This window comes from Mesorhizobium sp. PUT5 (assembly GCF_052216645.1).
Taxonomy (GTDB): domain Bacteria; phylum Pseudomonadota; class Alphaproteobacteria; order Rhizobiales; family Rhizobiaceae; genus Mesorhizobium.
In genome coordinates this window covers 2,932,723-2,956,987 of sequence record NZ_JBQOSO010000003.1, presented here as the reverse complement: position 1 = coordinate 2,956,987, position 24,265 = coordinate 2,932,723, and the positions used below count along the sequence as shown (strand labels likewise).

At 65.6% G+C, this 24,265-nt stretch carries 24 protein-coding genes; 23 read left to right on the top strand and 1 reads right to left on the bottom strand.

The features are described 5' to 3' along the window. The first annotated feature begins 35 nt into the window (after nt 1-35). The 23 genes from ACTDI4_RS15905 (at nt 36) to ACTDI4_RS15795 (ending at nt 22,906) form a co-directional block, all read left to right on the top strand. Nucleotides 36-401 carry an NADH-quinone oxidoreductase subunit A gene (locus ACTDI4_RS15905; RefSeq protein WP_442842061.1) on the top strand — a complete coding sequence of 122 codons (366 nt, stop codon included), beginning with the start codon at nt 36-38 and terminating at the stop codon, nt 399-401. Then, nucleotides 392-973, top strand: coding sequence for a NuoB/complex I 20 kDa subunit family protein (locus tag ACTDI4_RS15900; protein WP_442842060.1), 582 nt, complete (start codon nt 392-394; stop codon nt 971-973). The genes ACTDI4_RS15905 and ACTDI4_RS15900 overlap by 10 nt, the downstream gene beginning before the upstream one ends. Before the next feature lie 4 nt (nt 974-977). After that, nucleotides 978-1,580 (top strand): NADH-quinone oxidoreductase subunit C, encoded by a 603-nt coding sequence (locus tag ACTDI4_RS15895; protein WP_442842059.1) that lies wholly within the window; start codon nt 978-980, stop codon nt 1,578-1,580. Nucleotides 1,581-1,601: 21 nt separating this feature from the next. Next, a complete protein-coding gene (locus ACTDI4_RS15890; RefSeq protein ID WP_442842058.1) occupies nt 1,602-1,991 on the top strand; it encodes a four helix bundle protein in 390 nt (129 codons plus the stop codon). A gap of 42 nt (nt 1,992-2,033) precedes the next feature. Beyond that, entirely contained in the window at nt 2,034-3,224 is a 1,191-nt protein-coding gene (locus tag ACTDI4_RS15885; RefSeq protein ID WP_442842057.1) for an NADH-quinone oxidoreductase subunit D, read from the top strand. Then, nucleotides 3,224-4,297: an NADH-quinone oxidoreductase subunit NuoE gene (gene nuoE / locus ACTDI4_RS15880; RefSeq protein WP_442842056.1), complete on the top strand. Its 1,074-nt coding sequence runs from the start codon at nt 3,224-3,226 to the stop codon at nt 4,295-4,297. Before ACTDI4_RS15885 ends, nuoE begins: the two co-directional genes overlap by 1 nt. A gap of 10 nt (nt 4,298-4,307) precedes the next feature. Then, complete coding sequence (gene nuoF / locus ACTDI4_RS15875) at nt 4,308-5,612, top strand: NADH-quinone oxidoreductase subunit NuoF (RefSeq protein ID WP_442842055.1); 1,305 nt, start codon at nt 4,308-4,310, stop codon at nt 5,610-5,612. Between the two features lie 33 nt (nt 5,613-5,645). After that, nucleotides 5,646-5,993 carry a hypothetical protein gene (locus tag ACTDI4_RS15870; RefSeq protein WP_442842054.1) on the top strand — a complete coding sequence of 116 codons (348 nt, stop codon included), beginning with the start codon at nt 5,646-5,648 and terminating at the stop codon, nt 5,991-5,993. 71 nt (nt 5,994-6,064) lie between these two features. Further along, nucleotides 6,065-8,146, top strand: a complete 2,082-nt coding sequence (gene nuoG / locus ACTDI4_RS15865; RefSeq protein ID WP_442842053.1) for an NADH-quinone oxidoreductase subunit NuoG — start codon at nt 6,065-6,067, stop codon at nt 8,144-8,146. A gap of 8 nt (nt 8,147-8,154) precedes the next feature. Beyond that, a complete protein-coding gene (nuoH, locus tag ACTDI4_RS15860; RefSeq protein ID WP_442843377.1) occupies nt 8,155-9,198 on the top strand; it encodes an NADH-quinone oxidoreductase subunit NuoH in 1,044 nt (347 codons plus the stop codon). Continuing rightward, nucleotides 9,198-9,689: an NADH-quinone oxidoreductase subunit NuoI gene (gene nuoI, locus ACTDI4_RS15855; RefSeq protein WP_442842052.1), complete on the top strand. Its 492-nt coding sequence runs from the start codon at nt 9,198-9,200 to the stop codon at nt 9,687-9,689. The genes nuoH and nuoI overlap by 1 nt, the downstream gene beginning before the upstream one ends. A gap of 245 nt (nt 9,690-9,934) precedes the next feature. Beyond that, a complete protein-coding gene (locus ACTDI4_RS15850) occupies nt 9,935-10,555 on the top strand; it encodes an NADH-quinone oxidoreductase subunit J (protein WP_442842051.1) in 621 nt (206 codons plus the stop codon). Between the two features lies 1 nt (nt 10,556). After that, a complete protein-coding gene (gene nuoK / locus ACTDI4_RS15845; protein ID WP_315923651.1) occupies nt 10,557-10,865 on the top strand; it encodes an NADH-quinone oxidoreductase subunit NuoK in 309 nt (102 codons plus the stop codon). A gap of 1 nt (nt 10,866) precedes the next feature. Continuing rightward, nucleotides 10,867-12,840, top strand: a complete 1,974-nt coding sequence (nuoL, locus tag ACTDI4_RS15840) for an NADH-quinone oxidoreductase subunit L (protein ID WP_442842050.1) — start codon at nt 10,867-10,869, stop codon at nt 12,838-12,840. Beyond that, nucleotides 12,840-14,345 (top strand): NADH-quinone oxidoreductase subunit M, encoded by a 1,506-nt coding sequence (locus tag ACTDI4_RS15835; RefSeq protein WP_442842049.1) that lies wholly within the window; start codon nt 12,840-12,842, stop codon nt 14,343-14,345. The genes nuoL and ACTDI4_RS15835 overlap by 1 nt, the downstream gene beginning before the upstream one ends. 24 nt (nt 14,346-14,369) lie before the next feature. Continuing rightward, a complete protein-coding gene (gene nuoN / locus ACTDI4_RS15830; protein ID WP_442842048.1) occupies nt 14,370-15,803 on the top strand; it encodes an NADH-quinone oxidoreductase subunit NuoN in 1,434 nt (477 codons plus the stop codon). Nucleotides 15,804-15,807: 4 nt separating this feature from the next. Beyond that, nucleotides 15,808-16,632: a biotin--[acetyl-CoA-carboxylase] ligase gene (locus ACTDI4_RS15825; RefSeq protein WP_442842047.1), complete on the top strand. Its 825-nt coding sequence runs from the start codon at nt 15,808-15,810 to the stop codon at nt 16,630-16,632. A 29-nt stretch (nt 16,633-16,661) separates the two neighbouring features. Then, nucleotides 16,662-18,332, top strand: coding sequence for a ribonuclease J (locus ACTDI4_RS15820; protein WP_442842046.1), 1,671 nt, complete (start codon nt 16,662-16,664; stop codon nt 18,330-18,332). Between the two features lie 130 nt (nt 18,333-18,462). After that, entirely contained in the window at nt 18,463-18,867 is a 405-nt protein-coding gene (mce, locus tag ACTDI4_RS15815; protein WP_442842045.1) for a methylmalonyl-CoA epimerase, read from the top strand. After that, entirely contained in the window at nt 18,864-19,133 is a 270-nt protein-coding gene (locus ACTDI4_RS15810; protein WP_442842044.1) for a DUF1467 family protein, read from the top strand. The genes mce and ACTDI4_RS15810 overlap by 4 nt, the downstream gene beginning before the upstream one ends. Nucleotides 19,134-19,614: 481 nt before the next feature. Next, on the top strand, nt 19,615-20,943 hold the full coding sequence (proS, locus tag ACTDI4_RS15805; protein WP_442842043.1) for a proline--tRNA ligase: 1,329 nt from the start codon (nt 19,615-19,617) through the stop codon (nt 20,941-20,943). Further along, a complete protein-coding gene (locus ACTDI4_RS15800; protein WP_442842042.1) occupies nt 20,940-22,226 on the top strand; it encodes a lipoprotein-releasing ABC transporter permease subunit in 1,287 nt (428 codons plus the stop codon). The genes proS and ACTDI4_RS15800 overlap by 4 nt, the downstream gene beginning before the upstream one ends. Continuing rightward, on the top strand, nt 22,223-22,906 hold the full coding sequence (locus ACTDI4_RS15795; protein ID WP_442842041.1) for an ABC transporter ATP-binding protein: 684 nt from the start codon (nt 22,223-22,225) through the stop codon (nt 22,904-22,906). The genes ACTDI4_RS15800 and ACTDI4_RS15795 overlap by 4 nt, the downstream gene beginning before the upstream one ends. A 352-nt stretch (nt 22,907-23,258) precedes the next feature. On the opposite strand, the gene lipB is transcribed toward ACTDI4_RS15795, so the two are convergent. Further along, entirely contained in the window at nt 23,259-24,014 is a 756-nt protein-coding gene (gene lipB, locus ACTDI4_RS15790; protein ID WP_442842040.1) for a lipoyl(octanoyl) transferase LipB, read from the bottom strand. Between the last annotated feature and the right edge of the window lie 251 nt (nt 24,015-24,265).

The following is a 24,265-nucleotide window of genomic DNA, read 5'->3' as shown; positions in this document are numbered from 1 at the left end:
ATCTGGGCGGATCGGCCGCCAACGGAATTCGCAGCATGAACGCACTTCTGGTTTCATATCTGCCTGTCGTCATCTTCATCGGCGTGGCGCTGGTCGTCGGCCTCGCGCTTATCGTGACGCCGTTCGTTATCGCGTACCGCAATCCTGACCCGGAAAAGCTGTCGGCCTACGAGTGCGGCTTCAATTCCTTCGACGATGCGCGCATGAAATTCGACATCCGTTTCTACCTGGTGTCGATCCTGTTCATCATCTTCGATCTGGAAGTGGCGTTCCTGTTCCCGTGGTCGGTCTCCTTCGGCGAGATCGGCATGCTCGGCTTCTGGTCGATGATGGTGTTCCTGGCGGTGCTGACCATCGGCTTCGCCTATGAATGGAAGAAGGGAGCGTTGGAATGGGATTGAACGACAATTCCGGCACGCTCGTCGCGCCGCGACCCAAAGGCATTCTCGACCCGAAGACCGGCAAGCCTGTCGGCTCCGACGATCCGTTTTTCGTCGGCATCAACGACGAACTGGCCGACAAGGGTTTTCTCGTCACCTCCGCCGAGGCGCTGATCACCTGGGCGCGCACCGGCTCGCTGATGTACATGACCTTCGGCCTCGCCTGCTGCGCGGTGGAGATGATCCACAAGGCCATGCCGCGCTACGACAGCGAGCGCTTCGGCATCGCGCCGCGCGCCTCTCCGCGCCAGTCCGACGTGATGATCGTGGCCGGCACGCTGACCAACAAGATGGCGCCGGCGCTGCGCAAGGTCTATGACCAGATGCCGGAGCCCCGCTACGTCATCTCCATGGGCTCGTGCGCCAATGGCGGCGGCTATTATCACTATTCCTACTCGGTGGTGCGTGGTTGCGACCGCATCGTGCCGGTGGACATCTACGTGCCCGGCTGTCCGCCGAGCGCGGAAGCGCTGCTCTACGGCCTTCTTCTGCTGCAGAAGAAGATTCGCCGCACCGGCACGATCGAACGGTAACATCATGAGCGAAGCCCTGAATGATCTCGCTGCCCATGTGAAGGGCAAGCTGGGCGAGGCGGTCCTCGACTGCGTGCTCGCCTGCGGCGAACTGACGATAAAGGTGGCGCCCGCCGATATCGTGAAGGCGGCGACCTTCCTGCACGACGATCCCGGCTGCCGCTTCGTGTCGATCATCGACGTGTGCGGCGCCGATTATCCCTCGCGGGAAAAGCGCTTCGACGTGGTCTACCACCTTCTGTCGCCGACCAGGAACCTGCGCATCCGCGTGAAGGTGGAGGCCGACGAGGAGACTCTGGTGCCTTCCGTCACCGGTGTGTGGCCCGGCGCCGACTGGTTCGAGCGCGAGACCTACGATCTTTACGGCGTGCTGTTCTCGGGCCACCCCGACCTGCGCCGCATCCTCACCGACTACGGCTTCGAGGGGCATCCGCTGCGCAAGGACTTTCCGCTGACCGGCTTCGTCGAGGTGCGTTACGACGACGAGGCCAAGCGCGTGATCTACGAGCCGGTCGAGCTGAAGCAGGAATTCCGCAACTTCGACTTTTTGTCCCCGTGGGAGGGCACGGACTACGTGCTGCCGGGCGACGAAAAGGCGAAGCAGTGAATGGTGAATGGTGAATGGTGAATGGACGACAAGGCGGACCGGATACGCGATTATCGCGATCTAGTCGTCTGGAAAGAGGCGATGGATATCGCCGAGCTGGTCTATTTGCGCACGCGCGGGTTCCCGCGCGAGGAGGCTTTCGGCATGACGTCGCAGATGCGCCGTGCGGCGGCGTCCGTTCCGGCAAATATCGCCGAGGGATTCGGTCGGGCGCAGCGCGGGGCATTCATACAATTTCTCAGGATCGCGCAGGGCTCGCTCAAGGAATTGGAGACGCACGCCGCGCTATGCACAAGGGTGGGGCTTCTGCCGGCCGAAAGCCATACCGAACTGAACGCGCTCTGCGACCGGCTGGGCAGGCGGCTGGTGTCGCTGGTTCGGTCGCTGGACCGATCGGATGTGGCCTTATGACCATTCACCATTCACTATTCACCATTCACACGGTGGGCCGAAATGGCTGAGACGTCTGTCCGCAACTTCAACATCAATTTCGGCCCGCAGCACCCGGCCGCGCACGGCGTTCTGCGCCTCGTGCTGGAGCTCGACGGCGAGGTGGTCGACCGCGTCGATCCGCATATCGGGCTGCTCCATCGCGGCACCGAGAAGCTGATGGAGCACAAGACCTACCTGCAGGCCGTGCCCTATCTCGACCGGCTCGACTATTGCGCGCCGATGAACCAGGAACACGCCTTCGCGCTCGCCGCGGAGCGGCTGCTGGGCATCGAGGTGCCGAAGCGCGGGCAACTGATCCGGGTGCTCTATTCCGAGATCGGCCGCATCATGAGCCACGTGCTCAACGTGACGACGCAGGCCATGGACGTGGGCGCGCTGACGCCGCCGCTGTGGGGTTTCGTCGAGCGCGAGAAGCTGATGGTGTTCTACGAGCGCGCTTCCGGCTCGCGCATGCATGCGGCCTATTTCCGGCCCGGCGGCGTGCACCAGGACCTGCCGGCCCGGCTGATCGAGGACATCGGCAAGTGGATCGACCCGTTCCTGAAGTCGGTCGACGACCTCGACGAATTGCTGACGGAAAACCGCATCTTCAAGCAGCGCAATGCCGATATCGGCGTTATCTCGCTGGAGGACGCCTGGGCCTGGGGCTTTTCGGGCGTCATGGTGCGCGGCTCGGGCGCGGCCTGGGACCTGCGCAAGTCGCAGCCCTATGAATGCTATCCGGAAATGGAATTCGACATTCCGGTCGGCAAGAACGGCGACTGCTACGACCGCTATCTCATCCGCATGGAGGAGATGCGCCAGTCGGCCAGGATCATGCGCCAATGCGTGGACCGCCTGCTCGGCAAGGACAGCACCGGCCCGGTTTCGAACGAGGACGGCAAGGTCGTGCCGCCCAAGCGCGGCGAGATGAAGCGCTCGATGGAAGCGCTGATCCATCATTTCAAGCTCTATACCGAGGGTTACCGCGTGCCCGCCGGCGAGGTCTATGCGGCCGTCGAGGCGCCCAAGGGCGAGTTCGGCGTCTATCTCGTGTCCGACGGCAGCAACAAGCCCTATCGCGTCAAGCTGCGCGCGCCCGGCTTCGCCCACCTGCAGGCCATGGATTTCCTGTGCCGCGGCCACATGCTGGCCGACGTCACCGCCGTGCTGGGTTCCCTCGACATCGTCTTCGGTGAGGTCGACCGCTAATGAGTGTCCGCCGTCTCGCAGAGCCACAAGTCCAGCCGGCAGGCTTCGCCTTCAACAAGGCGAACACCGCGGCTGCGAAGAAATGGATCGCAAAATATCCCAAGGGCCGCGAGCAGTCGGCCATCATCCCGCTGTTGATGCTGGCGCAGGAGCAGGAGGGCTGGGTCACCAAGGCGGCGATCGAGACCGTCTGCGACATGCTGGCCATGCCCTATATACGCGGGCTGGAAGTCGCCACCTTCTACACCCAGTTCCAGCTCAGTCCCGTGGGCACGCGCGCCCATGTGCAGGTCTGCGGCACCACGCCCTGCATGCTGATGGGGGCGGGGGAACTGATGGAGGTGTGCCGGTCGAAAATTCACCACGACCCTCTCCATCTCAATGCGGACGGCACGTTGTCCTGGGAAGAGGTCGAGTGCCAGGGCGCCTGCGTGAACGCGCCGATGGTCATGATCTTCAAGGACACCTATGAGGACCTGACGCCGGAGCGGCTGGCCGAGATCATCGACGCCTTCGAGGCCGGCAAGGGCGCCACGATCGAGACCGGCCCGCAGACCGACCGCTTCTATTCCGCGCCGGCCGGCGGCTTCACGTCGCTGTCGGACGAGAAGGCGGTGCTGAAATCCTCCCGCGGCAAGTCGGGCGGGAAGGCGGCCGGGGCGGCCGAGGTGCCGCCCTCCAAGGCGGCCCGCCACAAGACCGACGCGGTCGAGACCAACGAGGCGGTGAAGTCGCCTTCGCCGGTCAAGACGAGCGCCAAGGCCGAGAAGGCCGCGGCCCGGCCGTCGCTGGATCACAAGGACAGACCCAAGGGCATCGAGAAGCCGACGGCCGTCGACGACCTCAAGCTGATCTCGGGGGTGGGGCCGAAGAACGAGGCCGTGCTGCACGAACTCGGCATCTACACCTTCGCGCAGGTGGCTTCGTGGAAGAAGGCCGAGCGCGCCTGGGTGGACGGCTATCTCAACTTCCACGGCCGCATCGAGCGCGAGGACTGGGTGAAGCAGGCCAAGGCGCTCGCCAAGGGCGGTGTGGAGGAATATATCCGCGTGTTCGGCAAGAAGCCGGTCTGAGGGACGAAAAATGCTTCAGGACAAGGACCGCATCTTCACCAATATCTACGGCCGCTTCGACAGGTCGCTGGCGGGCGCGATGTCGCGCGGCTCGTGGGACGGCACCAAGGCCATCATCGACAAGGGCCGCGACTGGATCATCAACGAGATGAAGGCGTCGGGCCTGCGCGGGCGCGGAGGCGCCGGCTTCCCGACCGGGCTGAAATGGTCGTTCATGCCCAAGCAGAGCGACGGGCGGCCGTCCTATCTGGTGGTCAACGCCGACGAGTCCGAGCCCGGCACCTGCAAGGATCGCGACATCATGCGCCACGATCCGCACACGCTGGTCGAGGGCTGCCTGCTGGCCGGCTTCGCCATGGGCGCGGTTGCGGCCTACATCTATATCCGCGGCGAATTCATCCGCGAGCGCGAAGCGCTCCAGCGCGCCATCGACGAGGCCTATGAGGCCCGGCTGATCGGCAAGAACAACATCAACGGCTACGATTTCGAAATCTACGTCCACCACGGCGCGGGCGCCTATATCTGCGGCGAGGAAACGGCGCTGCTGGAAAGCCTGGAGGGCAAGAAGGGCCAACCGCGGCTGAAGCCGCCTTTCCCCGCCAATGTCGGCCTCTACGGCTGCCCCACCACGGTCAACAATGTCGAATCGATCGCGGTGGCGCCCACCATCCTGCGGCGCGGCGCGGCCTGGTTCTCCTCCATCGGGCGGCCGAACAATGTCGGCACGAAGCTGTTCATGCTGGTCGGCCACGTGAACACGCCCTGCACGGTCGAGGAGGAGATGGGCATCACCTTCCGCGAACTGGTCGAAAAGCATGGCGGCGGCGTGCGCGGCGGCTGGGACAACCTTTTGGCGGTGATCCCCGGCGGCGCCTCCTGCCCGGTGGTGAAGGGCGAGGACATCCTCGATGCCCATATGGATTTCGACGGCATGCGCGAGCTGAAGTCCTCTTTCGGCACGGCGGCCGTGATCGTCATGGACAAGTCCACCGACATCGTGAAGGCGATCGCGCGGCTGTCCTATTTCTTCAAGCACGAGAGCTGCGGGCAGTGCACGCCCTGCCGCGAAGGCACGGGCTGGATGTGGCGCGTGATGGAGCGGCTGGTGCGCGGCGAGGCGCAGAAGCGCGAGATCGACATGCTGCTGGACGTCACCAAGCAGGTCGAGGGCCACACGATCTGCGCGCTGGGCGATGCGGCCGCGTGGCCGATCCAGGGCCTGATCCGCAATTTCCGTCCTGAGATCGAGCGGCGCATCGACGAGTTCTCGCGCAATGCCAATCGTGCCGAGCCGGTGCTGGCGGCGGCGGAGTGATGGACCGGAGGCCCGGATGAAGGCGGCGGCCCGATGAGCGAATTCGAGACGATGCAGGAAAAGCTGGAAAGCCTGGTGCCGAAGGAGATGGCGGGCGCGGTCAACATGCTGGCGCATCCGGTCGCCGGGGCTGCGGCCATGTCGGCGCTGGGGCTCGGCGTGGCCAGCCACATGCTCGGCGTCTGGATGGGCACGCTGACCGGCCTGGCCGAGGCCTCGCAGCGCATGGCGGACGCGCAGGCCGGCGGGCCGGCCGGTTCGTCGGCGGCGACCCTTGCCAAGGCGCGGGCACGGGCGAAAGCGCTGATGGAGCAGGCGCAGGCCGAAGCCCGCACGGCGAGGCAGACGGTGCAGCCGCTCTCCGGCGGAACGAAACGGTGAATTGACTGCCGCCGCGGCCGGTGCCGCGCGGCGAAAAGGATTGCGGGTTTCCCGCGAAGGTTCGAGGCGACATGGCGAAGCTGAAGGTCGACGGAAAAGAGATCGAAGTGCCGGACCACTACACGCTGCTTCAGGCGGCGGAGGAAGCGGGCGCGGAAATACCGCGCTTCTGCTTCCATGAACGGCTGTCGATCGCCGGCAACTGCCGCATGTGCCTTGTCGAGGTGAAGGGCGGGCCGCCCAAGCCCCAGGCCTCCTGCGCCATGGGCGTGCGCGACCTGCGCCCCGGCCCCAACGGCGAGGCGCCGGAAATCTTCACCAACACGCCGATGGTCAAGAAGGCGCGCGAAGGGGTGATGGAGTTCCTGCTCATCAACCACCCGCTCGACTGCCCGATCTGCGACCAGGGCGGCGAGTGCGACCTGCAGGACCAGGCCATGGCCTTCGGCGTCGATTCCTCGCGCTTCTACGAGAACAAGCGCGCGGTCGAGGACAAATATATCGGGCCGCTGGTCAAGACGATCATGACGCGCTGCATCCACTGCACGCGCTGCATCCGCTTCACCACGGAGGTGGGCGGCATTTCCGAGCTGGGCGCGACCGGCCGCGGCGAGGACATGGAGATCACCACCTATCTCGAACGCGCCATGACGTCGGAGCTGCAGGGCAACGTCATCGACCTGTGCCCGGTCGGCGCACTGACGTCCAAGCCCTATGCCTTCCAGGCGCGGCCGTGGGAACTGACCAAGACCGAAACCATCGACGTGATGGACGCGGTCGGCTCCTCCATCCGCGTCGATTCGCGCGGCCGCGAGGTGATGCGCATCCTGCCGCGCAACAACGACCACGTGAACGAGGAGTGGATCTCCGACAAGACCCGCTTCATCTGGGACGGACTGCGCACCCAGCGCCTCGACCGGCCCTATGTGCGCCGCAACGGCAAGCTCGCGCCGGCAAGCTGGGCGGAAGCCTTCTCGGCGATCCGCGAGGCGGTGTCGAAGGCCGCGCCGGACAGGATCGGCGCCATCGCCGGCGATCTCGCCGCGGTCGAGGAAATGTATGCGCTGAAGCTGCTGATGGCCGGGCTTGGCTCGAGGAACCTCGATTGCCGGCAGGACGGCGCCGCGCTCGACCCCTCGCTGGGGCGGGCAAGCTACATCTTCAACCCCACCATCGAGGGCATCGAACGGGCCGACGCCGTGCTGATCGTCGGCGCCAACCCGCGCTTCGAGGCTTCGGTGCTCAATGCGCGCATCCGCAAGCGCTTCCGCGCTGGCCCGCTGCCTATCGGCGTGATCGGCGAGATGGGCGACCTGCGCTACGACTACGAGCAGCTTGGGGCCGGTCCCGAGACGCTGAAGGAACTGGCCGAAGGCAAGGGCAAGTTCTTCCAGGCGCTGAAGAAGGCGGAGCGTCCGCTCATCATCGTCGGCCAGGGCGCGCTGGCGCGTACCGACGGCGCGGCCGTGCTGGGCCTGACGGCCAAGCTCGCGCTTGCCGTGGGCGCGGTCTCGCCTGAGTGGAACGGACTGGCCGTGCTGCACCATGCGGCCGCGCGCGTGGGCGGCCTCGACATCGGCTTCGTCCCCGGGGAGGGCGGCAAGGATGTCGAAGGCATGATGGCCGGCAGCGACGTGCTGTTCCTGCTCGGCGCCGACGAGATCGACATGACCAGGGTTTCCGCCGGCACGGTCGTCTATATCGGCACGCATGGCGACGCCGGCGCGCACCGCGCCGACGTCATCCTGCCCGCCTCGGCCTACACCGAGAAGTCGGGCACCTACGTCAACACCGAAGGCCGCGTGCAGATGGCCAACCGCGCCGGCTTCGCGCCGGGCGACGCGCGCGAGGACTGGGCGATCCTGCGGGCTCTGTCCGACGTGCTCGGCAAGCGGCTGCCCTTCGATTCGCTGGCGCAGCTTCGCGCCAAGCTCTATGGCGAGTTCCCGCATCTGGCCCGCATCGACCAGATCGCGCACGGCAGCGCCGACGAGGTGGCAAGGGTCGCCGAACTCGGCGGCCGGCTGGACAAGGGCGCCTTCGTGTCGCCGGTGAAGGACTTCTACCTGACCAACCCGGTCGCACGCGCTTCCGCGGTGATGGCCGAATGCTCGGCGCTTGCGCTGAGCAACTTCAGCCAGGCAGCGGAGTAATGGCCGACATGGACACCTTCTTCTCCTTCTACGTGCTGCCGGCGCTGCTCATCCTGCTGAAATCGGTGGTGCTGATCGTCGTCCTGCTGATCTTCGTGGCCTACATCCTCTATGCCGACCGCAAGATCTGGGCGGCGGTGCAGTTGCGGCGCGGCCCCAACGTGGTCGGGCCGTGGGGCCTGTTCCAGGCCTTTGCCGACCTGTTCAAGTTCGTGTTCAAGGAGCCGGTCATCCCCTCGGGCGCCAACAAGGGCGTGTTCCTGCTTGCCCCGCTGGTCTCGGCGGTGCTGGCCATTTCGGCCTGGGCGGTGATTCCGGTCAACGAGAACTGGGCGATCGCCAACATCAATGTCGGCATCCTCTACGTCTTCGCCATCTCCTCGCTGGAGGTGTACGGCGTCATCATGGGGGGCTGGGCGTCGAACTCGAAATACCCGTTCCTCGGCGCGCTGCGCTCGGCCGCGCAGATGGTGTCCTACGAGGTCTCCATCGGCTTCGTCATCGTCACCGTGCTTTTGTGCGTGGGTTCGCTGAACCTGCAGGACATCGTGCTTTCGCAGCGCGACGGGCTGGGCACGATCTTCGGCCTGCCCAACTCCTTCCTGGACTGGCACTGGCTGGGCCTGTTCCCGATGTTCGTCATCTTCATGATCTCGGCCATGGCCGAGACCAACAGGCCGCCCTTCGACCTCGTCGAGGCCGAGTCCGAGCTGGTGGCAGGCCACATGGTCGAATATTCCTCGACCCCGTTCCTGCTGTTCTTCCTCGGCGAATATGTCGCGGTGGTGCTGATGTGCGCGCTGACCACGATCCTGTTCCTGGGCGGCTGGCTGCCGCCGGTGGACTTCGCGCCCTTCACCTGGGTGCCGGGCGTGGTCTGGTTCGTGCTCAAGGTCTGCTTCGTGTTCTTCATCTTCTCCATGGCGAAGGCGGTGCTGCCGCGCTACCGCTACGACCAGCTCATGCGGCTGGGCTGGAAGGTCTTCCTGCCGATCTCGCTGTTCATGGTCGTGGCCACCGCCGCCTTCCTCAAGATTACGGGATTTGCGTGATGTCGGCTCTGGCCCAGGCAGCCAAGGCGCTGCTGCTGAAAGATATCGTCGTCGGCTACCTGCTGGGGATAAGGCAGTTCTTCGCGCCCAAGGAGACGATCAACTACCCGCACGAGAAGGGGCCGGTTTCGCCCCGCTTCCGCGGAGAGCACGCGCTGCGCCGCTATCCGAACGGCGAAGAGCGCTGCATCGCCTGCAAGCTGTGCGAGGCGATCTGCCCGGCGCAGGCCATCACCATCGAGGCCGGGCCGCGCCGCAACGACGGCACGCGCCGCACGGTGCGCTACGACATCGACATGGTGAAGTGCATCTATTGCGGCTTCTGCCAGGAGGCCTGCCCGGTCGACGCCATCGTGGAGGGACCGAATTTCGAGTTCGCCACGGAGACGCGCGAGGAGCTCTACTACGACAAGGACAAGCTGCTCGCCAACGGCGACCGCTGGGAGCGCGAGATCGCGCGCAACATGGACATGGACGCGCCGTATCGCTGACGGCTCCGAGACGGACGGGCGGCAAGTGGTCGTCCGGGGGAAGATCCCGAAAAGTTCCAGACTTTTCGGACGGGATCGTCCTCCTGAACTTTGAAGTGGCGCATGTTTCTTTCGATCGGGTCTTTGAACCCGATCGGAACATGCGCTAGGAACACGCGGCTTCGACGCGGCAGGCGCTGCGAGGCCCAGGAAAACGGGCAGGGCGCTGTGGTGCTGCGCCCGCACAGGAAACCGGGGGAACCCCAATGTTGAACGGACTAGAGGCGGCCTTCTTCTACCTCTTCGCCTTTGTCGGCGTGGCGTCGGCCTTCATGGTCATCTCGGCGCGCAACCCCGTGCATTCGGTGCTGTTCCTGATACTCACCTTCTTCAACGCCGCCGGGCTGTTCCTGCTGACCGGCGCCGAATTCCTGGCGATGATCCTGGTCGTCGTCTATGTCGGCGCGGTCATGGTGCTGTTCCTGTTCGTGGTGATGATGCTCGACGTCGATTTCGCCGAGTTCAAGAGCGGCGCCCTGCAATATGCGCCGATCGGCGCGCTGGTGGGGCTGATCCTGGCGGCGGAACTGATCGTGGTGCTGGGCGGCTACGTGTTCTCGCCGGAGCTTTCGTCCTCCATCGCGCAGCCGATACCGGATCTCGCGACACGGTCGAACACGGCCGCGCTCGGCGACATACTCTACACCGACTACCTCTACTACTTCGAGGTGGCCGGCCTCATCCTGCTGGTGGCGATGATCGGCGCCATCGTGCTGACGCTGCGCCACAAGAAGGGCATCAAGCGCCAGTCGATCCCCGGGCAGGTCGCCCGCACGCCGGCCACGGCGATCGAAATCAAGAAGGTCGAGACGGGGAAGGGCATCTGACATGACCGTCGGCATCGCGCATTATCTGACCGTTTCGGCGCTGCTGTTCACGTTCGGCGTGTTCGGCATCTTCCTGAACCGCAAGAACGTCATCGTCATCCTGATGTCGATCGAGCTGATCCTGCTTTCGGTCAACATCAATTTCGTGGCCTTCTCCGCCGCGCTCGGCGACCTGGTCGGCCAGGTGTTCGCGCTGTTCGTGCTGACGGTGGCGGCCGCGGAGGCCGCGATCGGGCTGGCGATCCTCGTCGTCTTCTTCCGCAACCGCGGCTCGATCGCGGTCGAAGACGTGAACATGATGAAGGGCTGACATGTACCAGGCTATCGTCTTCCTCCCCCTCATCGGCTTCCTGGTCGTCGGGCTGTTCGGCAATTCGCTGGGCGCCCGGGCGTCCGAATTCATCACGTCCGGCCTGCTGGTGGTCTCGGCGGTGCTGTCGTGGGTCGCCTTCTTCACGGTCGCCTTCGGCACGGGCGACGTCTTCACCGTGCCGGTGCTGCGCTGGATCCAGTCCGGCGGCATCGATGCGGCCTGGGCGCTGCGCGTCGACACGCTGACGGTGGTTATGCTGGTGGTGGTCAACACAGTGTCGGCATTGGTGCATATCTACTCGATCGGCTACATGCACCACGATCCGGACCGGCCGCGCTTCTTCGCCTATCTGTCGCTGTTCACCTTCGCCATGCTGATGCTGGTGACGTCCGACAACCTCATCCAGATGTTCTTCGGCTGGGAAGGCGTGGGCCTCGCCTCCTACCTGCTGATCGGTTTCTGGTACAAGAAGCCCTCGGCCAACGCCGCCGCCATCAAGGCCTTCGTCGTCAACCGCGTCGGCGACTTCGGCTTCATCCTCGGCATTTTCGGCGTGTTCGTGCTGTTCGGCTCGGTCAACCTGTCCACCATCTTCGCCAATGCCGCCACCTATCTGCCGGCGCAGGGCGGGACCGAAGGGGCGGATGTGCTGACCTTCCTGGGCTATGCGCTGGACAAGTCGGCGGCGATGACGGTGGTGTGCCTGCTGCTGTTCATGGGCGCCATGGGCAAGTCGGCGCAGGTGCCGCTGCACACCTGGCTGCCGGACGCCATGGAAGGCCCGACGCCCGTCTCGGCGCTGATCCATGCCGCGACCATGGTGACGGCCGGCGTCTTCATGCTGGCGCGCCTGTCGCCGCTGTTCGAGCTGTCGCACACGGCCCTGCTGGTGGTGACCTTCATCGGGGCGATCACCGCCTTCTTCGCCGCGACCGTGGGCCTGGTGCAGAACGACATCAAGCGCGTCATCGCCTATTCGACCTGCTCGCAGCTCGGCTACATGTTCGTGGCGCTGGGCGTCGGCGCCTACGGCGTCGCCATCTTCCACCTGTTCACGCACGCCTTCTTCAAGGCGCTGCTGTTCCTCGGCTCCGGCTCGGTCATCCATGCCGTGTCCGACGAGCAGGACATGCGCAAGATGGGCGGCCTCAGGAAGCTCATTCCCAACACCTACTGGATGATGATCATCGGCACGCTGGCGCTCACGGGCGTCGGCATCCCGGCCACGATCATCGGCACGGCCGGCTTCTTCTCCAAGGACGCCATCGTGGAGGCGGCCTTCGTGGGCCACAACGCGGTCGCGGGCTTCGCCTTCGTGTTGCTGGTCATCGCCGCCTGCTTCACGTCCTTCTATTCCTGGCGGCTGATCTTCATGACCTTCCACGGCGAGCCGCGCGCCAGCGAGGAGGTGATGCACCATGTGCACGAATCGCCGCCGGTGATGATGGTGCCGCTCTACCTGCTGGCGGCGGGCGCGCTGTTTGCGGGCGTGCTGTTCGCCCACTCCTTCATCGGCGAGGGCTATGCCGAGTTCTGGAAGGCTTCGCTGTTCACGCTGCCGGACAACCATATCCTGCACGACATGCACGAGACGCCGCTGTGGGTGGAACTGTCGCCCTTCGTCGCCATGCTGATCGGGCTCTATGTGGCGTGGGTGTTCTACATCCGCTCGCCGCAGGCGCCGCGCACCCTTGCCGCGCAGCACCGGGGGCTCTACGCCTTCCTGCTCAACAAGTGGTATTTCGACGAACTCTACGACTTCCTGTTCGTGCGCTTCGCCAAGTGGCTCGGCCGGTTCCTGTGGAAGACCGGCGACGGCACGATCATCGACGGGTTCGGGCCTGACGGCGTTTCCGCGCGGGTGATCGACGTCACCAACCGCGTGGTCAAGCTGCAGACCGGATATCTCTATCACTATGCCTTCGCCATGCTGATCGGCGTTGCCGCACTCATCACCTGGATGATGCTCTGATGACGGACTGGCCAATCCTTTCCACGGTCACTTTCCTGCCGCTGGTCGGCATCGTCCTGATCCTGCTGATCCGCGACGACAGCGAAAGCGCGCGCCGTAACATCCGCTCGATCACGCTGCTGACGACGATCGTCACCTTCGTGCTGTCGCTGTTCATCTGGGCCGGCTTCGACAATTCGCAGGCCGGCTTCCAGATGGTGGAGAAGCACGACTGGCTGGATTCCGGCATCTCCTACCACATGGGCGTCGACGGCATTTCCATGCTGTTCGTCATCCTGACCACCTTCCTGATGCCGCTGTGCATCCTGGCCTCGTGGGAATCGATCCAGACGCGCGTGAAGGCCTACATGATCGCCTTCCTGCTCCTGGAAACGCTGATGGTCGGCGTGTTCTGCGCGCTCGACCTGGTGCTGTTCTACGTCTTTTTCGAGGGCGGCCTGATCCCGATGTTCATCATCATCGGCGTGTGGGGCGGCAAGCGGCGCGTCTATGCCTCGTTCAAGTTCTTCCTCTACACGCTGCTCGGCTCGGTGCTGATGCTGCTGGCCATCATGGCCATGTTCTACGAATCCGGCACCACCGACATCGCCCGGCTTTTGTCGCACGGCTTCCCGGCCACCATGCAGACCTGGCTGTGGCTGGCCTTCTTCGCCTCCTTCGCGGTGAAGATGCCGATGTGGCCGGTGCATACCTGGCTGCCGGACGCGCACGTCGAGGCGCCGACGGCGGGTTCGGTCATCCTGGCGGGCATCCTGCTGAAAATGGGCGGCTACGGCTTCCTGCGCTTCTCGCTGCCGATGTTCCCGCTCGCCTCGGAGATGTTCGCGCCGCTGGTCTTCACGCTTTCCGTCGTGGCCATCATCTACACCTCGCTGGTGGCGCTGATGCAGGAGGACATGAAGAAGCTGATCGCCTATTCCTCCGTCGCCCATATGGGCTTCGTGACGATGGGCATCTTCGCCATGAACCAGGAGGGCATCCAGGGTTCGCTGTTCCAGATGCTGTCGCACGGGCTGGTCTCGGGCGCGCTGTTCCTGTGCGTCGGCGTCATTTACGACCGGGTGCACACGCGTGAGATCGCGGCCTATGGCGGCCTGGCCAACAACATGCCCAAATACGCCACGGTGTTCCTGATCTTCACCATGGCCAATGTCGGCCTGCCGGGCACCAGCGGCTTCATCGGCGAGTTCCTGACCATGCTGGGCGCCTTCCGCGTCAACACCTGGGTGGCCGTGTTCGCGGCGACCGGCGTGATCCTGTCGGCGGCCTATGCGTTGTGGCTCTACCGCAAGATCATCTTCGGCGCGCTGACCAAGGACACGCTGAAGAGCATGCTCGACCTTTCCGCGCGCGAGAAGGCGGTGATCTATCCGCTGGTGGTGCTCATCATCTTCTTCGGCGTCTATCCCGCGCCGATCTTCGATGCCACGGCACAGTCGGTGAAGTCGCTGGTCACGAACGTCACGGCATCCATCCAGTCCGCGCAGACCGCGTCGGCGAACTGAGCAGACAAAGAGGCTAGCGAACCCATGACGCCGGACCTTCTCTCCAGCCTGTCCCTGTCCGTTCCGGAGCTGATCCTCGCCGTGGGGGCGATGGCGCTGCTCATGATCGGCGCCTTTTCGCGCGGCAATTCCAGCACGCTCGTCACGACGCTCGCCGTCGTGGTGATGGCCGTCGCGGGCGCCTGGATGCTGTTCCAGACCGGCGAGGGCGTCGCCTATGGCGGCGCCTTCAAGCAGGACGCGTTCGCCCTGTTCATGAAGCTGTTGACGCTGACGGGCTCGGCGGTGGCGCTCATCATGTCGGTGCGCTACGCCAAGACGCAGCGCTACGACAGCTTCGAATATCCGGTGCTGGTCATGCTGTCGACGCTCGGCATGATGCTGATGATCTCGGCCAACAACATGATCGCGCTCTATCTCGGCTTCGAGCTGCAGTCGCTGGCGCTCTATGTGGTGGCCGCGATCCATCGCGAAAACCTGCGCTCGGCAGAGGCGGGGCTGAAATATTTCGTCCTCGGCGCGCTCGGCACCGGCATGATGCTCTATGGCATCTCGCTGACCTACGGCTACACCGGCTCGGTCTCCTTCGACGTGGTCTCGGCCGTGGCGGGGCAGGGGCGGCAGCTCGGCGTGCTGTTCGGGCTGGTCTTCATCCTGGCCGGACTGACCTTCAAGATCTCGGCGGTGCCCTTCCACATGTGGACGCCCGACGTCTACGAGGGCGCGCCGACGCCGGTGACGGCCTTCTTCGCGGTGGCCCCCAAGGTGGCGACGATGGCGCTCATCCTGCGGGTCACCATGGACGCGTTCCATCCGGCGGCCGGCGACTGGCAGCAGGTCGTCGTGTTCATCTCCATCGCCTCGATGGCGCTCGGCTCGTTCGCCGCCATCGGACAGCGCAACTTCAAGCGCCTGATGGCCTATTCCTCCATCGGCCATATGGGCTTCGCGCTGGTGGGGCTTGCCGCCAACAGCCAGGCCGGCGTGCGCGGCGTCGTCATCTACATGCTGATCTATGTGGCCATGACGCTCGGTACCTTCGCCTTCATCCTGGCCATGCGGCGCAACGACCAGCAGGTCGAGGACATCGGCAATCTCGCCGGCATCTCCCACACCAACCCGGTCATGGCCACCATCCTCACCATCCTGCTGTTCTCGCTGGCCGGCATTCCGCCGCTGGCGGGCTTCTGGGCGAAGTGGTACGTGTTCCTGGCCGCCATCAATGCCGGGCTCTACCCGCTGGCCGTCATCGGCGTGCTGACCTCGGTCGTGGCCGCCTTCTACTACCTGCGCATCATCAAGATCATGTGGTTCGACGAGCAGGTCGGCGGTTTCCAGCCGATGGCCGGCGAACTGAGGGTGGTGCTCGGCCTCTCGGGCGCGTTCGTGCTGTTCTACGTGCTGATCGGCGGACCGATCGGCACCATGGCGCAGGCGGCCGCCAAGAGCTTCTTCTGAGGCCATGGCATTTGCTCTGGCGCCGACGGCGGCCCTCGACGGCTACAGGCTGGAGGCGCACGAGACGGTCGGGTCCACCAATGCGCTGGCGATCGATCGTGCCCGCACGGGCGATCCCGGCCGGCTATGGATCGTATCGAAAAGCCAGGAAAGCGGGCGGGGCCGGCGCGGCCGCGCCTGGGCGACGCCGCACGGGAACCTGGCGGCAACGCTGCTCCTGCTGCCCGGCGGCGACCTGAAGCACGCCGCCACGCTGGGCTTCGTCGCGGGCCTGGCGCTGGCGGATGCGCTCGACGCCGTGGTGCCGAAGGGCCGTATCGCCGTTGCCGTCGACGGGGCGAGCGCCGGGCGCAACCGCTTCGAGCTGAAATGGCCGAACGACGTGCTGGCCTCCGGGGCCAAGCTCGCCGGCATATTGCTGGAATCCACGATGCTCGAGGGCGGGCGCTTCGCCGTGGCGGTCGGCATCGGCGTCAACGTGGTGGCGCACCCGCAGGACGTTCCCTATCCGGCGACGTCGCTCAGCGCGCTGGGATCGGACTGCGACGCCGAGACGCTGTTCCTGGCGCTCTCCGACGCCTGGAGCGACAACGCGCGGCTGTGGAACGAGGGCCACGGCGTGGCCGCCATTCGCGGCCGCTGGCTGGAGCGGGCGGCGGGCCTGGGCGGCGAGGTTGCTGTCAGGATTGACGGCAATGTGGTGCGCGGCACCTTCGAAACCATTGACGAGGACTGCCGTTTCGTGATCCGCGGGAGCGACGGGACAAGGCTGACGGTCGCCGCCGGCGACGTGCATTTCGGTGCGGTGGCTTCGGCAGCCGCGACCTGACCGCGGCAAGCGGCTTGAAAGGACAGGAAATGGCGAACGACAAGAATGCCGAACTCGTATTCGCGCCGCTCGGCGGCGTGGGCGAGATCGGCATGAACTTCGCTCTCTACGGCTACGGCCCGGCCAATGCGCGCGAGTGGCTGGTCGTCGATGTCGGCGTGACCTTTCCCGACGCGGCGCATCCGGGCGTCGACCTGATCCTGCCCGACACGCGCTTCATCGAGGAGAATGTCGGCGCCCTGCGCGGCATCGTGATCACGCATGCGCATGAGGACCACTACGGCGCGCTGCACGAGATCTGGCCGAAGCTGAAGGCGCCGGTGTGGATGACGCCCTTCGCCGCCGGCCTGCTCGAAGCCAAGCGGCAGGGCGAGCAGGGCGCGCCGAAGATTCCGGTCACCGTCTATCGGGGCGGCGAAAAGTTCACCGTCGGCCCGTTCGAGATCGAGGCGATCCCGGTCGCGCACTCCATTCCCGAGCCGATGGCGCTGGCCATCACCACGCCGGCGGGCGTCGTCATCCACACGGGCGACTGGAAGATCGATCCGGCGCCGGCCATAGGGCCGAAGACCGACGGGGCGCGGCTTTCCGCCTATGGCGATGCGGGCGTGCTGGCGCTGATCTGCGATTCCACCAACGCGCTGAGGGAGGGGGATTCGCCTTCCGAGCAGGCGGTGGGCGCCAGCCTGAAGAACCTGATCGAGCAGGCCAAGGGGCGCGTGGCCGTCACCACCTTTTCCTCCAATGTCGGGCGCATACGCTCCATCGCGGAAGCCGCGCGCGATGCCGGGCGGCAGTGCCTGCTGCTCGGCCGCTCGCTGAAGCGCGTCGTCGACGTGGCCTCCGAGCTCGGCTACATGGACGGCCTGCCGGAATTCGTCGCGGAGGAAGACTACGGCTTCATCCCGCGCGAGAACCTCGTGGTCATCTGCACCGGCAGCCAGGGCGAGCCGCTGGCCGCGCTCGCCAAGCTGTCGCGCGACGAGATGAAGTCGGTGGCGCTGACGGCCGGCGACACGGTCATCTTCTCCTCGCGCACGATCCCCGGCAACGAGAAGGCGATCCTGGAGATCAAGAACCGGCTGATCGACCTCGGCATGAAGATCATCGAGGATGGCGATGCGCTGGTGCATGTGTCCGGCCATCCGCGCCGGGCGGAGCTGCGGCAGATGTACCAATGGGTGCGGCCCAGGATCGGCGTGCCGGTGCATGGCGAGGCCGCGCATCTGGTGGCGCAGGGATCGCTGATGGCCGTATCGGGCATCGGCCAGGTGGCGCAGGTGCGCGACGGCGACATGCTGCGGCTCGCCCCCGGAGCGGCCACCATCATCGACCAGTTGCCCTATGGGCGCATCTACAAGGACGGCAGGCTCACCGGCACCGACGAGGCCATGGGCATCCGCGACCGGCGCAAGCTCTCCTTCGCCGGCCATGTCGCGGTCAATGTGGTGCTGGACGACCGCTACGAACTGGCCGGCGACCCGGATCTGGTGGCGATCGGCGTGGCCGAAGCCGATGCCGGCGGCAACCTGCTGGAAGACATGATGCTGGATGCGGCAATCGGCGCGGTGGACTCCATCCCCCGCCAGCGCCGAAAAGACCTGGATCTCGTGCAGGAATCCGTGCGCCGGGCCGTGCGCGCCGCGGCCAACGAGGCCTGGGGCAAGAAGCCGCTGGTGACGGTGTTCGTGACGAGATGAGGATGGTAGATGGTCAATAGTGAATGGTGAATGGCAATGATCGAGCACATGGCAGACGGGCTATAGCCCGCCGCGTGCTTGCAATGGCCCGCCGCACCGCTACCATTCACCACCCACTGGAGTCCTTTTCATGCTAGGTCGCCTCAACCATGTCGCTCTCGCGGTGCCGGATCTCGGCAAGGCCGCCGCGACCTATCGCGACACGCTGGGCGCCAGCGTCAGCGAGCCGCAGGCGCTGCCGGAGCATGGCGTGACGGTGATCTTCGTCGACGTGGGCAACACCAAGATCGAGCTGCTGGAGCCGCTGGGCGAGAACTCGCCCATTGCCGGCTTCCTGGAGAAGAACCCGTCCGGCGGCATGCACCATCTCTGCTACGAGGTGGACGACATCCTGGCCGCGCGCGACAGGCTCAAGGCCGCGGGCGCGCGCGTGCTGGGCGACGGCACGCCCAAGACCGGCGCGCACGGCAAACCGGTGCTCTTCCTGCACCCCAAGGACTTTTCCGGCACGCTGGTGGAACTGGAGCAGTCATGACCTGGGTATCGTTCGTCGCCCTGTTCTTCGTCACCTGGTGGCTGGTGCTGTTCGCGGTGCTGCCGTTCGGGGTCAGGACGCAGGAGGAGGACGGCGACGTGACGCTGGGAACCGAGCCCAGCGCGCCGCGCGGGCCGCACATGCTGCGCGCCATGGTGTGGACGACGATCGTCACCCTGGTGGTCCTGGGCGCCTTCTACGGCCTTACGAGAGGGCTCGGCTTCGGCCTGGACGACATCCCCCACATCTACCCCGACCTCAATTGAGGAGCGGCGGCTGAGGGCGGCTGCGGCTCGCCGCCTTCGTGGCTGCCGATACCGCAGCCAACTGTCCATACAGCAAGCAATTGTCAAAAAAAATGCAAGGCCCGAAGCCTTGCAGTTGAACGCGTCCGATCTGCTTTCCGGTATCCGGCGGCAGCGAGTTATCGCGCCTAGATCGCATCCTCCCAAGACTTTGACCGCGTAGGAGAACAGATTTTGCTCTGCCCTCTCGATTATCGGGGCACACTAGACCATGGAGACTGAAGATGTCACGAGAAATTTTATGTTGAAAGGGGCAATCTTGTGCTGCATTGCACAATAGAACGGCATGCCTTGCCTGCTTGACGGGCGCCGCCTTCAGCAACCCCTTCGCCATGGGCGGCGCGGGTTTCCAAGTGGTCACGAAATGGCTATGAAGCCGGTGCAAGCAAGCCTCGCGCCGTGCCGATTCCGGCACCGCGATCCCTCTTTCATGGACCAGCCCATGCGTTTGTCGCGTTACTTCCTGCCCATCCTCAAAGAAAATCCGCGCGAGGCCGAAATCATCTCGCATCGGCTGATGCTTCGCGCCGGCATGATCCGCCAGCAGGCGGCGGGAAGCTTCTCGTGGCTGCCATTGGGCAAGAAGGTGCTGGACAAGGTCTGCCGCATCGTGCGCGAGGAGCAGGACCGGGCCGGGGCGCTGGAAATCCTCATGCCGACCATCCAGTCGGCGGAACTGTGGCGCGAGAGCGGCCGCTACGACGACTATGGCAAGGAGATGCTGCGCATCAAGGACCGGCACGAGCGCGACATGCTCTACGGTCCGACCAACGAGGAGATGGTGACGGATATCTTCCGCTCCTACATCAAGTCCTACAAGGATCTGCCGCTCAACCTCTACCACATCCAGTGGAAGTTCCGCGACGAGGTGCGGCCGCGCTTCGGCGTCATGCGCTCTCGCGAGTTCCTGATGAAGGACGCCTATTCCTTCGATCTCGATTTCGAGGGGGCGAAGGCGGCCTACAACCGCATGTTCGTGGCCTATCTGCGCACGTTCACGCGCATGGGCCTGCAAGCCATTCCGATGCGCGCCGACACCGGGCCGATCGGCGGCGATCTCAGCCACGAATTCATCATCCTGGCGGAAACCGGCGAAAGCCAGGTGTTCTGCGAGCGCGATTTTCTTGCGCTGCCGGTCCCGGGCGCCGATGTCGATTTCTCCGACGATGCAGCCATCGGGGCGATCGTGGAGCAGTGGACGACGCCTTATGCGGCCACCGACGAGATGCACGACGAAGCCGCCTGGGACAAGGTGCCGGAAGGCGAGCAGCTCTCGGCGCGCGGCATCGAGGTCGGCCATATCTTCCATTTCGGCGAGAAATACTCCAAGCCGATGGGCGCCAAGGTCACCGGCCCCGACGGCAAGGATCATTTCGTCTCCATGGGCTCCTACGGCATCGGCCCCTCGCGCCTGATCGCGGCCATCATCGAGGCGAGCCACGACGAGAACGGCATCATCTGGCCGGAGGCGGTGGCGCCGTTCGATATCGGGCTCATCAGCATGAAGGTGGGCGACGCCGACTGCGACCGCATCTGCGGCGAGCTTTATGCGGCGCTGACGGCGGCCGGCAAGGACGTGCTCTACGACGACACCGACCAGCGGGCCGGCGGCAAGTTCGCCACCGCCGACCTGATCGGCCTGCCTTGGCAGGTCATCGTCGGCCCGCGCGGCGCGGCTTCTGGCGAGGTCGAACTGAAGAACCGCAAGAGCGGCGAGCGCGAGACGCTGTCCGTTGCCGCCGCCCTGCTGCGCCTCGGTGCCCGCGCATGAGCCAGGCTGCGGTGAAGGAAGCACGGCCCGCCGGCCCCTTCTCCGCTTTCGAGCGGATGGTGGCCTGGCGCTACCTGCGCTCGCGCCGCAAGGAGACGGTGATCTCCGTCATCGCCTCGATCTCCTTCCTCGGCATCATGCTGGGCGTGGCCACGCTGATCGTGGTGATGGCGGTGATGAACGGCTTTCGCGCCGAGCTTCTCACCCGCATCCTCGGCATCAACGGCCATCTTATCGTCACGCCGGTGGACATGCCGCTGGAAGACTATGCCGAGTTGGCCAAGCGCACCGACGGCGTTTCGGGCGTCAAATACGCCATACCGCTGATCGACGGGCAGGCGCTGGCGCAGGGCAATGTGGGCAGCGGCACCGGCGTCCTGGTGCGCGGCATACGCGGCGAGGACCTTTCCCGCATCGCCCTGGTGGCCGACAACATCAGGCAGGGCTCGCTGGCCGATTTCGACAGCGGCGAGGGCGTGGCGATCGGCCGGCGCATGGCGGAAAACCTCGGCCTGGCGGTGGGAGACATCATCACGCTGATCTCGCCCGAGGGCGACGTGACCCCGCTGGGCACCACGCCGCGGCTGAAGGGCTATCCGGTCACCGCCATCTTCGAGGTGGGCATGTCCGAATATGACAGCTCCATCGTCTATATGCCGCTTTCGGAGGCGCAGCTCTATTTCAACATGGAAGGCCGGGTGCAGAGCATCGAGGTCTATGTCGACGACCCCGACGGCGTCGATGCGCTGAAACCGAAGATCGAGGCGGCGGCGCAGCGGCCGATCTACATGACCGACTGGCGCCAGCGCAACCAGACCTTCTTCTCCGCGCTCCAGGTGGAGCGCAACGTCATGTTCATGATCCTGACCCTGATCGTGCTGGTGGCGGCGCTCAACATCATCTCCGGCCTGGTCATGCTGGTGAAGGACAAGGGCCACGACATCGCCATCCTGCGCACCATGGGGGCCACGCGCGGAGCGATCCTGCGCATCTTCCTGATGACGGGGGCGGCAATCGGCGTGGTGGGCACGCTGGCGGGCGTGGCGCTGGGCGTCGTCATCTGCCTCAACATCGAGCGCATCCGCGAGTTCTTCTCCTGGCTCTCCGGCACGGTGCTGTTCAACCCCGAGCTTTACTTCCTCAGCCAGCTTCCGGCCAGGATGGACGCGGGCGAGACCCTGTCGGTCGTGGCCATGGCCCTGATCCTGTCCTTCCTGGCGACGCTGTTTCCCGCCTGGCGGGCCGCGCGGCTCGATCCGGTCGAAGCCCTGAGGTACGAATGAGCGCCGATCCGATCATCGAGCTGAAGGGCGTCGAGCGCCACTACGTGCAGGGCGAGCGCAAGCTCACCATCCTGAGCGGCGCCGATTTCTCGCTGCGGCGCGGCGAGATGGTGGCGCTGGTGGCGCCCTCGGGCACCGGCAAGTCCACGCTGCTGCACACGGCCGGCCTGCTGGAGCGCCCCGACGCCGGCGACGTCATCCTGGGCGGCCGCGCCTGCGGGCGGCTTTCCGACGACGAGCGCACCGCCATCCGCCGCAACGATGTCGGCTTCGTCTACCAGTTCCACCACCTGCTGCCGGAATTCTCCGCGCTGGAGAACATCATGATGCCGCAACTCATCAAGGGGCTGCCGCACAAGGAGGCGGCCGAGCGCGCGGCGATGCTGCTCGACTACATGCAGATCGGCAAGCGCGCGCAGCACCGGCCGGCCGAGCTTTCGGGCGGCGAACAGCAGCGCGTGGCGATCGCGCGCGCGGTGGCCAACGCGCCGCTGGTGCTGCTGGCCGACGAGCCGACCGGCAATCTGGACCCCGGCACAGCCTCCTATGTGTTCCAGGCGCTGGAGGCGCTGGTGCGGCAATCCGGCCTGGCGGCGTTGATCGCCACGCACAATCACAAGCTTGCCGCGCGCATGGACCGGCGCGTGACGCTGGTCAACGGCAAGGTCGCGCCGCTGTAAGGCAATCCCGGCGGAAGCGGGAACCGGGTTCCGTCCGGAATTGCGGAAAGCTGAAAAGCGTTCCCGAGCAAGGCAGGGCGGTCCGGGCGATGCGCCCGGTTCGGCCGCGGCCGATAGCATCTTAAGCCCTTCTTAACTGTAGATGGACGCACCGCGCAGCGATGGCCGCGCGCCGGCATTGCGCATGATTGACATTCGAACAAAATTAGAACAAATATTGAACATATCAAAAACAGGAGAGAGCTATGGCCGATCTTGTCCGCGATGTGGTTTCGCTGGTCTGCATGAGCATGTTTCTGGTTTCGATGGCGATCTGGATCGGGGCGATGTAGGCGCCTGCCGGGGCGGGCGGTCAGCCGGCGGCTTGCCGCAGGTCGGGGCCCGATGCCGGGCTTGATGCCGCCGCCGGGCCGAAGACCCGTTCGAAGGCCGTTTTCAGCGCCACGTCCAGGTCGGCCATGGTGACCGGCAGCCCGAGGTCCACGAGGCTGGTGACGCCGTGGTCCTGGATGCCGCAGGGCACGATGCCGCCGAAATGGGAAAGGTCCGGCTCGACATTGATGGCGATGCCGTGGAAGCTCACCCATTTGCGCAGGCGGATGCCGATGGCGGCGATCTTGTCCTCGGCGGGGGCGCCGCCGGGCAGGGGCGGGCGGTCGGGCCGCACCACCCATACGCCGACCCGGTCCTCGCGGCGCTCGCCGCGCACGTTGAAGGCGGCGAGCGTCTCGATGATCCATTGCTCCAGCGCGGCGACGAAGGCGCGCACGTCCTCGCGCCGCCGCTTCAGGTCGAGCATGACATAGGCCACGCGCTGGCCGGGGCCGTGATAGGTGTATTCGCCGCCGCGACCGGCCGCGAACACCGGGAAGCGGTCGGGCTGGATCAGGTCTCGGGCCTGGGCGCTGGTGCCGGCGGTATAGAGCGGCGGGTGCTCGACCAGCCAGACCAGTTCGTCGGCCGTGCCGGCGCGGATCGCCTCGGCGCGCGCCTCCATCAGGGCCACGGCGTCCGGATAGGCGGTGAGGCCGGGCTCGATGCGCCATTCGACCGGCGCGGAGCCCTGCAGGGGCAGGAAACCCGTCTTGAGCTGGCTGCGTGCTGGCATCGATGTCCCGACCTTTCGTGCGGCCCGCGCGGCGTCCTGCCTGCATATGGGCCTGCATGTGGCCTACATATGGGCACAGGCGCTCCGCGCCAAGTGTCCGCAGCGCCAAGTGTCCGCAGCCGGATGCGCCCGGAGGAGGGGCGGAGAAGGAGGGTGCGGAGCGGGGCTTGTCCTTCCGCCGGCCGGCCGGAGATGTTTGCGCGGGCACAAAAAGGCCCGCCGCCTTCAGCAGTCCTGCGGCGACGGGCAAG